General features: G+C 72.6%; 8 protein-coding genes. 5 read left to right on the top strand and 3 right to left on the bottom strand.

Going from position 1 to position 13,471, the window contains the following annotated elements; genetic code table 11:
• The first annotated feature begins 102 nt into the window (after nt 1-102).
• Nucleotides 103-3,561 (top strand): BTAD domain-containing putative transcriptional regulator, encoded by a 3,459-nt coding sequence (locus tag ABZT17_RS35575; protein ID WP_356355274.1) that lies wholly within the window; start codon nt 103-105, stop codon nt 3,559-3,561.
• Here ABZT17_RS35575 and ABZT17_RS35570 read toward each other — a convergent pair.
• Both ABZT17_RS35570 and ABZT17_RS35565 read right to left on the bottom strand, forming a co-directional pair.
• Nucleotides 3,548-5,500 carry a sigma-70 family RNA polymerase sigma factor gene (locus ABZT17_RS35570; RefSeq protein WP_356355272.1) on the bottom strand — a complete coding sequence of 651 codons (1,953 nt, stop codon included), beginning with the start codon at nt 5,498-5,500 and terminating at the stop codon, nt 3,548-3,550. The genes ABZT17_RS35575 and ABZT17_RS35570 overlap by 14 nt on opposite strands.
• A gap of 328 nt (nt 5,501-5,828) precedes the next feature.
• Nucleotides 5,829-6,596, bottom strand: a complete 768-nt coding sequence (locus ABZT17_RS35565; RefSeq protein WP_356355270.1) for a helix-turn-helix domain-containing protein — start codon at nt 6,594-6,596, stop codon at nt 5,829-5,831.
• A 382-nt stretch (nt 6,597-6,978) separates the two neighbouring features.
• On the opposite strand from ABZT17_RS35565, the gene ABZT17_RS35560 reads away from it, so the two are divergent.
• The 3 genes from ABZT17_RS35560 to ABZT17_RS35550 all read left to right on the top strand — a co-directional run bounded on the left by ABZT17_RS35560 (nt 6,979) and on the right by ABZT17_RS35550 (nt 11,095).
• A complete protein-coding gene (locus tag ABZT17_RS35560; RefSeq protein WP_356355268.1) occupies nt 6,979-8,358 on the top strand; it encodes an NAD(P)/FAD-dependent oxidoreductase in 1,380 nt (459 codons plus the stop codon).
• A 251-nt stretch (nt 8,359-8,609) separates the two neighbouring features.
• Nucleotides 8,610-10,262, top strand: coding sequence for a SpoIIE family protein phosphatase (locus ABZT17_RS35555; protein ID WP_356355266.1), 1,653 nt, complete (start codon nt 8,610-8,612; stop codon nt 10,260-10,262).
• A gap of 26 nt (nt 10,263-10,288) precedes the next feature.
• On the top strand, nt 10,289-11,095 hold the full coding sequence (locus ABZT17_RS35550; RefSeq protein ID WP_356355264.1) for a methyltransferase domain-containing protein: 807 nt from the start codon (nt 10,289-10,291) through the stop codon (nt 11,093-11,095).
• A 76-nt stretch (nt 11,096-11,171) separates the two neighbouring features.
• Here the strand turns inward: ABZT17_RS35550 and ABZT17_RS35545 are convergent, their stop codons facing one another.
• Entirely contained in the window at nt 11,172-12,434 is a 1,263-nt protein-coding gene (locus ABZT17_RS35545) for an MFS transporter (protein WP_356355313.1), read from the bottom strand.
• A 161-nt stretch (nt 12,435-12,595) separates the two neighbouring features.
• Here ABZT17_RS35545 and ABZT17_RS35540 point away from each other — a divergent pair, with 161 nt between their 5' ends.
• Nucleotides 12,596-13,147, top strand: coding sequence for a MarR family transcriptional regulator (locus ABZT17_RS35540; protein ID WP_356355262.1), 552 nt, complete (start codon nt 12,596-12,598; stop codon nt 13,145-13,147).
• Nucleotides 13,148-13,471: the final 324 nt, after the last annotated feature.

Below are 13,471 nucleotides of genomic sequence, written 5' to 3'. Positions count from 1 at the left end.
AGGTCCAACAGGTGACAGGCAGCACAACGCCCCCAGGGCGGAGCCACGCCCCGCCCCTCGAAACGCGGTGCCCGGCCTGGGGCCCCCGGCGACAATGAGCCGGTGCGGTACAGAATTCTGGGTGTCACCGAGGTGGTGGGCGACGGCGGTGTCGGCACAGCCGTCCCCGGCGGCCGTCTTCGGACGCTGCTCGCGGTGCTCGCGTTGCGCCCGGGCCGGGTCGTGTCCGTCGACACGCTGGTCGACGAGGTGTGGTCGGACGCGCCTCCACAGGACGCACCCGCCGCCCTTCAGGCCCTGATCGGCCGCCTGCGCCGCGCCCTCGGCAAGGACGCCGTCTCCTCCGTCCCCGGCGGCTACCGACTGGAGGCCACCGAGGACGACGTCGACCTGTACGTCTTCGAACGCCTGGTAAGGCAGGGCACCGCGGCCCTGTCCCACGGGGACGCCTCGCACGCCGCCCGCGTCCTGGACGAGGCCCTGACCCTGTGGCGCGGTCCCGCCCTGGCCGACCTCCCCGACCGCACCGCCGCGGCGAGCCGCCCGAACGCCCTCCATCTGGAGGCGACCCGCGCCCGTCTCGACGCGGACCTCCGCCTGGGCCGCGCCGGCATCGCCGTACCGAGGCTGAGGGAACTGACCGCGGCGCACCCGTACGACGAACCGCTCCACGCCCTCCTCATCCGCGCCCTGCGGGACACCGGCCGCACCGCCGACGCCCTGGCCGCCTACGAGTCCACCCGCCGCTCCCTGGCCGACGCCCTCGGCACCGACCCCGGCCCCCGGCTCCGAGCCCTGCACACCGAACTCCTGAACGAGTCACAGCAGCCGCAGCCGCAGCCTCGGCCGCGACCTCAGCAGCCGCAGCCCACCCCGCCACCGTCCCGCACCGGCAACCTCCGTCCCCGCCTCACCTCTTTCGTGGGCCGGGAACCAGAACTCGATGCCATCCGTTCCGAATTGCACAGGGCCCGCCTGGTCACCCTCACCGGACCGGGCGGCTCGGGAAAGACCCGTCTCGCCGAGGAGGCCGCCGCCGGGCTGCCCCAGGCGTGGCTGGTCGAGCTGGCGCCGCTCGACCGGCCGGAGGCGGTGCCGGGCGCGGTGGTCAGCGCGCTCGGTCTGCGCGAGACCGTGCTGATGACCACCGAACTGACGGCCCCGCAGGACGACCCCGTCGCCCTGCTCATCGAGTACTGCGCCCCGCGCAGCCCACTCCTGATCCTTGACAACTGCGAACATGTCATCGAAGCGGCGGCGGCCCTCGCCGAGACACTCCTCACCCACTGCCCCGGCCTCACCGTCCTCGCCACCAGCCGTGAACCCCTGAGCGTCCCCGGCGAGTCCGTGCGCCCGGTCGAACCCCTCGTCCCCGACCAGGCCCAACGCCTCTTCGAGGAGCGCGCCCGCGCCGTCCGCCCCGACGCGGACACCGTCCTGCGCGACCGGGCCGCGGTCGAGGAGATCTGCCGCCGCCTGGACGGCCTGCCGCTCGCCATCGAGCTCGCCGCGGCCCGGCTGCGGCTGCTCACCCCCCGCCAGATCGCCGACCGCCTGGACGACCGCTTCCGCCTCCTGACCTCCGGAAGCCGTACCGTCCTGCCCCGCCAGCAGACCCTGCGCGCGGTGGTCGACTGGTCCTGGGACCTGCTCGACGAGCGGGAGCGCACGGTCCTGCGCGAGGTCTCGGTCTTCGCCGGCGGCTGGGACCTCGCCGCCGCGGAGGCCGTGTGCACCGGCCCCGCGGCCGACCTGATCGGGGCGCTCGTGGACAAGTCCCTCCTGGTGGCCGCTCCGTACGAGTCCCCGTACGACGAGGGCGGCCCCGGCACCATGCGCTACCGCATGCTGGAGGGCGGCCCCGGCACCATGCGCTACCGCATGCTGGAGACCATCCACGAGTACGCCGTCGAGCGCGCCGCCGAGGCCCCCGAGCGGCGCGCCGAGGCCGAGCGCCGGCACCGCGCGTGGGTGCGCGCGCTGGTGACGGAGGCCGAACCCCGTCTGCGCTCGGCCGGCCAACTCCCCTGGATCACCCGGCTGGAGACCGAGCTGGACAACATCCGCGCGGCCCTCAACCGGGCCCTCGTCTCCGGCGCCGAGGAGGAGGCCGCCACGGTGGCCCTGTCCATGGGCTGGTTGTGGTGGCTGCGCAACTACCGCCGGGAGGGCGTCAGCTGGACCCACCGGATCCTGCGCCTGGGCACCCTCCTGGACCGGACGGACACCCCCGCGCCCGGGCATTCCGACGGCCCCGCCGCGCCCGAACCCCCTGCTCCGCTCTCCCTCCCCGCCGCCCCCGACCCCACCGACCCGGTCGACGCCTACCTCGCCGCCCCGGACGCCGAGGTGGGCCACCCCCTCCACACGCACCGGATGAACCTCCGGATGCTGGAGCTCTTCCTCAGGTCCGACGTCGAGCCCATGGACGGCGTGCTCGACGAGCGGCTGCGGGCGTACGTCGTCAGGGTGCGGGAGTTCTACGAGCGGGGCGGTCCGGAGTCCGCCCGCTTCCCCGGCATCGTGTGGCCGTTCGCCGCCTCCGTCCTGAGCGGCCCGGCGGACGTCCGAGCGGTCATGGACGTCGCGGTCGCCCACTGCCGGGCCCACGGCGACGACTGGGCGATCGGCGTGGCCCTGATGTTCCGTACGCACATGGTCGTCGACTCGCCCGGCGGTATGACGGGCGTCGACGAGGACCTCGCCGAGCTCCGGATGCTCAGCCGGCGCGTGGGTGACCGCTGGATGCGGGCCCAGGTGTGCAGCGCGGCCGGCGAGGCGGCCATGATGCGCGGCCGGCACGAGGAGGCCGGGCGTGAGTACGAGGAGGCGCTGCGGCTGGCCTACGAGGTGGGGGCGTACGCGGAGACCCCGTTCCTGATGGCCCGGCTCGCGGAACTCGCCTACCGCTCGGGTGACCGCGGGGCCGCGGTGGCCGCCCTGGACGAGGCGTCGGCCGCGGCGGACCGTTACGCCGTGGCGGACTCCAAGGCGTTCGTCCTGCTCATGCGCGCCCAGATCGCCGTGGACGACAAGGACAGCGCCCACGCCCGCGAGCTGTGCGAGGCGGCCCGCGCGGAGACCGGGCGCGGCACACCGCCGCCGCAGTTCATGGTGATGCTCAGCGCGACCGAGGCGATGGTGACGGTCGCCGAGTCGGGTCCTCGGCACGGTCTGCCGAGGCTGGTCGACGCGGTCCGGGCGGCCTTGGAGCAGCGCGTCGCCGACGTGATCGTGGCGACGCTGGTGGACGCCACGGCGGTCCTGCTGTCCGACCTCGGCGACCACGCGCGCGTGGCCCGGCTGCTCGCGGTGGCGGACCACCGCCGCGGTGACCATCCGCGCATGAGGCCGGAGGGCGCCGGGGCCGAGCGCGCCGAGGCGACCGCCCGCACCGCCCTGGGCGACCGCTGGGACCCGGAGTACGCCAGGGGCACCGCCCTCACCGCCCTCACCGCCCTCTCCACGGCAGCCCTTCTGCGCGACCTGGACGAGGCCCTGAGCGCCCACCCCACGTCCACCGGCACCACGCCCGCGTGCGACCGCCCTACGAGCAGGTGAACCGCGACTCGGCCCAGTCGGCGAGCGTCAGTGAGTCGAAGCCGCTGTCCGGCTCGACGACCAGCCGTACGGTCCGGTGTCCGGCGAGGTTCACATGGACCGGGACCGCCGGGTCGCCGCCCTCGACCGGACCGGACTTCCACAGCCGGACGCCGTCGGCGTAGACGGAGAAGTAGACCTTGCCGAGCCCCAGCGTCATGTCGTCGATGCCGACCCTGGCGTCATAGGCGGTGCAGGCGCGGTTGAGGTCGATGGTGACGGAGGAGCTGCCGTGCACGCTCACGCCGTGGGTGTACCGCTTGCCGCCGACGGAGAGTCCGTACCGCTGCCACACCCAGCTGCTCTCGCGGATCCGCATCTCGGGCCGGGTGCCGTCGCCGCTGACGTCGTAGGCGAGCTCGCTCCACTGGTAGACGGCGGGGGCGGGCGGGGGAGTCGGGGCCGGGGTGGGCGGGGGAGTGGGCGTCGGCTTCGGGACCGGTGCAGGTGTGGGCGTGGGTGTGGGTCTCGGCTTCGGCGCCGGGGTGGGCGTCGGCCGCGGTGCGGGCTTCGGTGTCGGCTTCGGGGCGTCCGCCGGCACGATCGCCGGCGCGGGCGCCTCGGGCGGATTCTTCGAGGGCGTGGGCGTCGGCGATTCAGGGCGTACGACCGGCGAGGAGAGGGGCGGCTTGGCGTCCGGCTTCTTGGGCGGCGGGTGGTTCCCGGTCAGCGCCAGGGCCACCGCCACGCCCGCCGCGGCGACGACACCCGCGGCGATACCGATCTTCACCGGCGCGCCCAGCCCCTCGGAGGCCGCCGCGCCACCGGCGCCGGCGGATCCCGAAGAGCCGCCGGCCGCCGCGGCGGCGCCCGCAGCCCCCGCCGCACCGGCGCCGGCCCCACCGGCGATGAGCCCGATCGCCTTGGCGTACCCGGCGGCACCGAACCAACCGATGACCGCGACCGGCACCACGCCCGGGATCCCGCTGGCGACTTCCTTGATCTGGCCCGCGGCCAGCCGGCACTTGGCGCACTCCTCCAGATGCTTGCGCAGCCCCCGCTCGGCCCGTGTGCGCAGCCCGCCGCGGGCGTAGGCGCCGAGCCGGTCGGCGTAGCGTGCGCACTCCTCGTCGGCCACCAGGGTGGCGCTGACGTGGGCCTGCAGATAGGCCTGCTTGAGGCCTTCGCGGGCCCGGCTGGCGAGCACGCGGGTGCCGTTGGCGTCCAGCCCGAAGAGCGTGGCGACCTCGCTGGGCGACTCGTCCTCGACCTCGGTGTGCCACAGCACGGCCTGCCAGCGCTCGGGCAGCGACCGGAAGGCCCGCATCGCCATGGACTGCTCGGCCTCGTGCATCGCGCGTACATCGGCGCCCAGATCCAGGCCCGCCCCGAACGAGCCCAGGGCGGCGGTGTCGTCCGGCACGTCCGACGACCGAGCCGCCTGCGCGGCGAACAACGCGAAGTCGTCGACCAGGTGCTCCCGCCTGGCCGACTTCGTCCACCCGGCGGCCACCCGCCGCACGGAGGTGAGCAGATAGGCGCGTACGGCGTGCTCGGGCCCGTGCCCGCCACGCACCGCCTGCAGCATCCGGGCGAAGACCTCGGCGGTGAGGTCGTCCGCGGTGTGGGCGTCACGGCAGCAGGTGCGGGCGTACCGGCGCACGGCGTGGGCATGGCGCCGGTACAGCTCCTCGTAGGCCGTGTCGTCGCCCGAGCGCATCCGCTCGATCAGTTCGGCGTCGGCGGGCGGCAGCTCCCGCGGCGGCGGCAGAACGCCACTGTCCTCACGCCGGTCGCGCTGCGCCGGCACACTGCCCTCGACGGGCTCCCCGCCCTGGGCCGGAATGGAGGCGCGTCCCCCCTGGATCGGCACCTGCGGGGTACCGCCGCCCTCCGGGTCGCCGTCCCTCGGTGACCCGTCCCCCGGTGACCCGTCCCCGTCCCGCCCGTCATCGCTCATCGCGGAAAGCCCCCGCCGCCTGCCCTACCGGTCCCGAACACCGGGTCAGAGTGCCATATTGGCTTTTGTTCAGGACCCCCCGAGAACACCCGTTCCACTCGTCCGTGGGGTTTTCTCGCGGCGCAGTACTAGCCGTCACCCATTCGGGGAAGCCTCAATTGACGCGCACTATGCATTAGTTGACCGTGATGCCCTGCTTTGTCGGAGCGAATTCCACGACAAGCAGGGGGCGTGGGCCGCGCAGAGCCCACACCCCAGGGTCACCTTTTCGAGTCATCCGTGTCCCACGCGAAGATGACCGCGGCCGTCGGCCGACGGCCGGAGTCCCTCACGCGGGGCGGGACCGAAGCCCCTCCAGCAGGATGTCCAGCAGCCGAGCCGACGCGGCGGCCTGCTGAGCCGCGTCCGGCAGCGAAGGCGCGGCGGTCGCGATCACCAGCAGCACATCCGACACCGACACATCGGCCCGCAGCGCGCCCGCGGCCCGAGCCCGTTCCACCAGCTGTCCCACGACGTCGAGCAGCGTGGAGGCCCCGGCGTCGTCGTCCGCGGAAACCCCGGTATGCGCCTCGGAGACCAGCCGCAGCTCACCCGAGCCCGGCTGCGTACGCTGCTGGGGCACCCGGGCCTCGTCGAAGACGGAACCGCCGTCCCGCTCGTCGGCGACGCCGACCCGCAGCACCTGCGGCGGCAGCAACCGGCCCGCCCCCGACGCCACCGACGTCCGCAGGAAGCGCGACAGCGCCGACCACGGCTCGTCCTCCTGCCCGAGCGCCGCCCGGGCCTGCTCGGTCAGCCGCGAGGTCTCCTCCTCGGCTATCCGCCGCACCAGGACGTCCTTGCTCGGGAACCGCCGGTACACGGTCCCCACGCCCACCCGCGCCCGCCGCGCCACGTCCTCCATCGGCGCGCCGTACCCCAGCTCGCCGAAGACCTCGCGCGCCGCACGCAGCACGTGCTCCAGATTGCGCTGTGCGTCCACGCGCAGCGGCGTCGTACGCGAGGCGTCCCCGCGTCCGTTGCCCGCCGCCGCGCTCACCATGCCGCCCGCTGTCAGCGCAGACGCGGACGACCAATGAGAGTCCTGAACATGCATAAGCGTTCCCCCGGTAATGACGTCTCCCCCCGGAGACTCTCCCCGCCATTGGAAGCCGGAGCGTGAGGAACGGCCCGGTCGACCAGCCCGCCCGTCGCGGACTCGATGACCGAAGAGCGCATCCCCCTACACCCCGTCGACACACGAACATAGTTGAGAGGGAGTCAATTCAGAAGGGGCAGGTTCCGCACGGAGCGCCCCCCGATCGGAGTACGGGTCGTTTACGTCCCGATTGCGCCACCCGAGTTCCCCCGGCGCACACCCACTGACCTGCACTCCTCCCGCACACTCCGACAATCCGGCCAACTCCGGAGATCCCCGGCTCGCGGTCACACAAATTGTCGGGGCTGTGGACAAACTCAAGTCATGGGTGCGTCATGGGATGGTGAAGGAACGTGCGCGCATTCTCGTTGTCGGTGGCGGCTACGTCGGGATGTACACGGCCCTGCGCCTGCAACGGAGGCTGAAACAGGAACTCGGGCAGGGCGGCGTCGAGATCACGGTGGTCACTCCCGACCCGTACATGACCTATCAGCCGTTCCTTCCGGAGGCCGCGGCCGGCGCGATCTCCCCGCGCCATGTCGTCGTACCGCTGCGCCGTGTGCTCGACCGCTGCCATGTCGTCATCGGCGAGGTCCGCTCGATCGACCACGCCAAACGCACCGCGACCCTCACCACCCTGGCCACCGAGGAGGAGGGCACGGGCGCGGAACAGCTGTCGTACGACGAACTGGTCCTCGCGCCCGGTTCGATCTCCCGCACCCTGCCCGTCCCCGGCCTCGCCGAGCACGCCATCGGGTTCAAGTCGGTCGAGGAGGCCATCGGCCTGCGCAACCACGTCATCGAGCAGATGGACATCGCCTCCTCCACCCGTGACCCCGCGATCCGCGACGCGGCGCTGACCTTCGTCTTCGTGGGCGGCGGATTCGCCGGCGTGGAGGCGCTCGGCGAGCTGGAGGACATGGCCCGCTACACCACGCGCTACTACCACAACGTCAAGGCCGAGGACATGAAGTGGATCCTCGTCGAGGCCTCGGACCGCGTCCTGCCCGAGGTCGGCGAGGAGATGGGCCGCTACACGGTCACCGAACTGCGCCGCCGCAACATCGACGTACGCCTCGGCACCCGCCTGGACTCCTGCGTCGACCGCGTCGCCGTACTGAGCGACGGCGCCCGCTTCCCGACCCGCACCATCGTCTGGACGGCCGGCGTCAAACCCCACCCCCTCCTCGCGGCCACCGACCTCCCGCTCAATGAGCGCGGCCGGCTGAGGTGCACCCCCGAGTTGACGATCGAGGGCGTCACGCACGCGTGGGCGGCCGGAGACGCGGCGGCCGTCCCCGACGTCACCGCGCCCGAACCCGGCAGGGAGACCGCCCCCAACGCCCAGCACGCGGTCCGCCAGGCCAGGGTCCTCGGCGACAACATCGCGCACGCGCTGCGCGGCGAGCCGTTGCAGACGTACGCCCACAAGTACGTCGGCTCGGTCGCCTCCCTCGGCTTCCACCAGGGCGTGGCACACGTCTACGGGCGCAAGCTGAAGGGCTACCCTGCCTGGTTCATGCACCGCGTCTACCACCTCAGCAGGGTCCCCACCTTCAACCGCAAGGCCCGTGTGCTGGCGGAATGGACCCTCTCGGGCCTCTTCAAACGGGAGATCGTCTCGCTCGGCTCGCTCGAACATCCCCGTGCGGAGTTCGAACTCGCGGCCGGTGGAAAGCCTCCTACCGACCCGGCGAACGACCCGAAGGGGTCGTCCTGACCGGACCCAGGAACTCCACCGACCCGGCAGCCGTCTGACGGATGTCGCCCCGGCAGGCCAACACTGCCAGACTGATCCCCGCTCCAGGGCGAGCATCCGCCCGCCCCTCGACTCCAAGAGGCTCTCCCCACCGTGCTGCATCCCGGGGGCACCACCCCCCAGCTCTCCGGCCGGGACCGGCGCCGCCCCGAGGCGGCCGAAACGCCGCTGACGCCGCTGACGCCGAAGACGACGACACGAGGCAAGGATTCGTGAACTTCACGCGCTGGAGCGCCCGGCTCCCCGGAACGCAGCGCCGCGCCGCAGCGCGGACCGACCACCAGGTCACCCCCGACCGGCCGCCCGAGCCCGTCGGCTCGGTCCCCGCGGCCCGCGCCGAACAGCTCACCGACGAACCACCGCACCCGCCCGCCGTGGACGAGCTCCCCGTCCGCGAGGTCCTGGACCGGGTCCCGGCCCTGGTGGCCCTTCTGCACGGCCCCGACCACCGCGTCGCCTACATCAACGACGCCTATACGACGGCCTTCGGCATCCGCCCCCTGGGCGAACCCGCCCGTGACTCCCTGCCCGAGCTCGACGAACTGGGCCTGCTCCCGCTCCTCGACCAGGTCCTGCGCAGCGGAAAGTCCCGCACCCTCAAGTCCCGCAAGGCCCCCGACGGCCGCTCCTACACATTCACCTGCACCCCGGTGACGGAAGGCGACCACGCGGGCGTGCTGGTCTTCGCCACCGACGTCACCGACCACGCCGAGGCCGCCGAGCGCCTGCGCGCCAGCGAGCGCCGCCAGCGCGAGACCGCCGTGACCCTCCAGCGCTCCCTCCTCCCACAGGTCCTGGAGGAGCCCGACGATCTGCGTATCGCCGCCACCTACCAGCCCGGCGGCACCGAGACCGCGGTCGGCGGCGACTGGTACGACGTCATCACCCTCGGTGGCGGCCGCACCGCGCTCGTCATCGGCGACGTCATGGGCCGGGGCGTGAGGGCCGCGGCGGTCATGGGCCAACTCCGCACCGCGGTCCGCGCGTACGCCCGCCTCGACCTGCCCCCGCACGAGGTCCTCCAGCTCCTCGACGGCCTCGCCGCCGAGATCGACGCCAACCAGATCGCCACCTGTGTGTACGCCATCCACGACCCGAACGAGGGCCGGCTGGTGTACGCCTCCGCCGGCCACCTCCCGATCCTGGTCCGCGACGAGACGGGCGCCGTCCAGCGCGCCGACGAGCCGACCGGCCCGCCGCTGGGCACCGGCGGCTGGATGCACGCCTCGGGCTCGATTCCGCTCGGCCCCGGCTCCACCGCCGTCCTCTACACGGACGGCCTGGTCGAGCGCCGCGACGCCGACCTGGACGAGGGCATCGCGGCCCTGGAGGCGGCCCTCTCCGGCGCCACGGGCACGCCCCAGGTCGTCTGCGACCGTCTGGTCCGCTCGGCGGGCCTGACGGCCGACCACGACGACGACGTGGCCGTCCTGGTCCTCCAGCACCCGTCCCGCACCGGCCCCGACAGCGAGCTCTTCCGCAACGCCGCCCTGGAACTCCTCGGCGGCATCGAGGCCGCCCCACGCGCGCGTGCCTTCGCGTCCGGCGTCCTCACCAGCTGGCGCTTCCCCTCCGACCTCCACGACCTGGGCGTCCTCGCGGCGAGCGAGCTGGTCGCAAACTCCCTCCAGCACGGCATCCCGCCCATGCGCCTGCGCCTGCGCCGCACCGACCGCCGGCTGATCATCGAGGTGACGGACGGCGACGACCACCTCCCGCGCCGCCGCCGCGCCGAGCCGGGCGACGAGTCCGGCCGGGGCATCGCGATCGTCGCGACCATCGCCTCCAACTGGGGTTCCCGCCGCACACCGGGCGGCGGGAAGGCGGTCTGGTGCGAATTCGTCCTGCCGAAGGGCTCGCCCTGACCGACCCCGGGTGCTATCAGCTCTCCATGGCAGACGAACCGGGCTTCCAGCTCAAAGGCACCGCACCCGAACGCTACGAGCAGTACGTCGCGCCCATCATGGCGCCCTTCGTCACCGCGCTCCTGGACGCCGTGGACATCTGTCCGGGCGCCACCGTCCTCGACCTCGCCTGCGGCACCGGCTTCGCCGCCCGCGCCGCGGCCGCCCAGGCCGGCCCCACGGGCCGTGTCTTCGGCGCCGACGTGAACGAGGGGATGCTCGGGATCGCCACGGCCCACCACCCCCGCCACTACCCCGACATCGAATTCACGCGGGCCCCGGCCGACCACCTCCCCTACCCCGACGCCTCCTTCGACACGGTCGTCTGCCAGCAGGGCGCCCAGTTCTTCCCCGACCTCACGGCGGCCCTCAAGGAAGCGGCCCGGGTCACCCGCCCCCACGGCCGCCTCGCCGCCACCACCTGGGCCCCCGCGGCCCTCACCAGCCCCTACTTCGCGGCCCAGCACCAGGTCATCGAGGAGTACGGCGGCCCCGAACCGGCGGCCTCCTTCGCCGCCGCCTTCTCCTGTACGGCGGAGCACCTCACCACAACCCTGAGCACCGCCGGCTTCCACGACGCCGAGGCCCGCGAGCTCACCTTCGGCATCGCCCTCCCGCCACTCGCCGACTTCGCCCCCGGCCACCTCTCGGTCCTCCCCTGGGCCCAGCAGATCCTCGACAAGGACGGCCCGGACGCCCTCACCGCCGCCGGCGGGGCCCTGACCGCCCTCCTGACGGCCCGGGCCACGGCGACCTTCTCCTTCACCGCCACCCTCACCACAGCCACCCGTTGAGACCGCGCACATACGAAAAGGGCGGCCGTCACCGACGTGACGACCGCCCTTCGCGAGCCGGAGCCGGCTCCCCGCCTCAGGCCTCCGAGACCACCGTCTCCGCGGCGGCCCCACCCCGGGCCACCACCCGACTCCGCCCGACCCACGGCCGATCCTGTACGGCGGTCAGCTGCCGCCCCAGCCGCAGCGCGAGGTAGGTGATCCCCAGCGAGAACAGCAGGAACGTCACCACGTACGGCGCGTGCAGCGAGGCCCCCATGGGCCCGCCCACCGCGGGACCCACGGCCAGCGCGAGCTGCTTCACCAGCGCGAAGGCCGAGTTGTACTGCCCCGCCATCCCGCTCGGCGCCAGATCGGCCACCAGCGGAGCGACGGTCGGCGACAACATCGCCTCACCGAGCCCGAACAGCGCGTACGTCGACACGAACGCGGCCGTCGCCATCTCCTGACTGCCGTGCCCCAGTCCGGCGTACCCGGCCGTGAGCCAGGCGACGGCCCAGATCAGCCCGACCGCGGCGATCACCCGGGACCGCCTGCGCCGCTCGACGAACTTCAGCACGGCGAACTGCGCCACGACGATCATCAGCGTGTTGGCGGCCAGGGCGCTGCCCAACGCGGACGTGGAGATCCCGGCGGCCTCCACCCCGTAGGCACTCAGCCCGGACTCGAACTGCCCGTAGCAGGCGAAGAAGAGCACGAACCCCAGCACGGACAACCGCACCATGGCCCGATTGCCCAGCAGCTGCTTCCAGCTGCCCTTGCCGGACCGCGCGGGCGCGCCCTCCATCCGGGGGGAGTGCGGCATCCGCACGGTCGCCATCACCACGGCCAGCAGCAGGAACATCGCCGCCTCGACGGCGAACAGCAGAGTGAAGGAGTCGACGCGCGTAGAGTCAACGAGATGGCCGCCTATGAGCCCACCGACGCCCAGCCCCAGGTTCTGCAGGAAGAACTGCGTGGCGAACGCACGCGAACGCGTGTCGGCGGTCGAGCAGTCGACGATCATCGTCGCGAGCGCCGGCTGCATCACGGCCTGACCGGCGCCCAGCGCGGCGGCCGAGAGCAGCACGGTCGTCCCACTGGCCGCCAGACCCAGACTCAGCGCCCCGAGGGCGGCGGTGACCAGGGCGGCGAGCAGGACCGGCAGCGGGCCGCGCCGGACGATGGCCCGCCCGGCGAACGGCAGCACGATCAACGCGGCCACGGCGAACACGGCGAGGACGAGCCCCGCCGTCATTGCCCCCAGCCCCCGCACCTGCGCCACATAGACGTACAGATAGGGGACGGTGAAGCCGAGCCCGAACGCGCTGAGTGCGTTGCCCACGTGGATCCGGCGCATCGCTGCGCCCATCGCCCTGGTCACGTTCACCTCAATCAGGTCGTGGAAGTCGTTGGGTTCCCTCAGTACTTAGAACCGAAGACTTCAAAGCTAAAGTTTGAAGCTAAACAGTACACCTGGAAGAACTTCAACGCCAACGAGCACCATGAGATACTCCGCACATGGGCGACACCTCCGGCACCCTCGGCGAACCGACACTCGAAGAGCAGATCGCCGCCTATCAGCGCGAGTTCCGGGACCTCGACCCCCAGGTCGAGCAGATCGTCTCGGCCCTGTCCCGCCTGAACCGCCGTATGAACGTCGCCTACGGCCGCCAGACCGCCGCCCTCGGCATCAGCAACGCCGAGTGGGAGGTGCTGAAGGCCCTCGTCCTCTCCGGTGCCCCCTACCGCATGGGCCCGAGCGACCTCGCCAAGCGGCTGGGCCTGACGCCGGCCGCGATGACCCACCGGATCGACCGCATGGTCACCGAGGGACTGGTGACCCGTGAACGGGACGAGACGAACCGCGTCCGGGTGATCGTCGAGCTGACGGCGGAGGGGCGCGAGAAGTGGCTGGAGGCGATGAGGCTTGCGACGGTCTTCGAGGAGGACCTGCTCCAGGACCTGTCACCTCAGGAGCGCACGGGCCTGGGCGATGTCCTCACCCGCCTACTGCGCAGGGTGGAGCACGCCCAGCCGGACGCCGGCGGACGCCTCAGCGACCTCGACTAAAAGATCTTGACAGGGGGTGCTTGACACCGATCCGTCGGATCCGTAAAGTTCTTCGGGTTGCCACGGGGCCGTAACGGTTCTTCGGTAGCACCTCCCGCCGCGAGAGCGGCAAACCAAACCATCAGCACGATCTCCCGAACGGGTCGATTTCGGCGTGCCCGAATTCAATTCGATTTGGAGCTCGGCGGCCCGATTGGGAATCGCCGAGAGGATCCGCTAAGGTTTGAGACGTCGGAACGGCCCAACGGCCGGGAAGGCAACTCCCGCTGACTGGGAATCAGGCCCGAAAGGATCTGATAGAGTCGGAAACGCAAGACCGAAGGG

The sequence above is a fragment of the Streptomyces sp. NPDC005648 genome (assembly GCF_040605395.1).
In the GTDB taxonomy this organism is placed as follows: domain Bacteria; phylum Actinomycetota; class Actinomycetes; order Streptomycetales; family Streptomycetaceae; genus Streptomyces.
This window is presented reverse-complemented; position numbering and strand designations above follow the sequence as displayed.

Coding starts and splice junctions, on each gene's coding strand:
- ABZT17_RS35570 (WP_356355272.1), bottom strand. CDS start 5,500: ATGAGCGATGACGGGCGGGACGGGGACGGGTCACCGGGGGACGGGTCA.
- ABZT17_RS35565 (WP_356355270.1), bottom strand. CDS start 6,596: ATGCATGTTCAGGACTCTCATTGGTCGTCCGCGTCTGCGCTGACAGCG.
- ABZT17_RS35560 (WP_356355268.1), top strand. CDS start 6,979: ATGGTGAAGGAACGTGCGCGCATTCTCGTTGTCGGTGGCGGCTACGTC.
- ABZT17_RS35550 (WP_356355264.1), top strand. CDS start 10,289: ATGGCAGACGAACCGGGCTTCCAGCTCAAAGGCACCGCACCCGAACGC.
- ABZT17_RS35545 (WP_356355313.1), bottom strand. CDS start 12,434: ATGCGCCGGATCCACGTGGGCAACGCACTCAGCGCGTTCGGGCTCGGC.
- ABZT17_RS35540 (WP_356355262.1), top strand. CDS start 12,596: ATGGGCGACACCTCCGGCACCCTCGGCGAACCGACACTCGAAGAGCAG.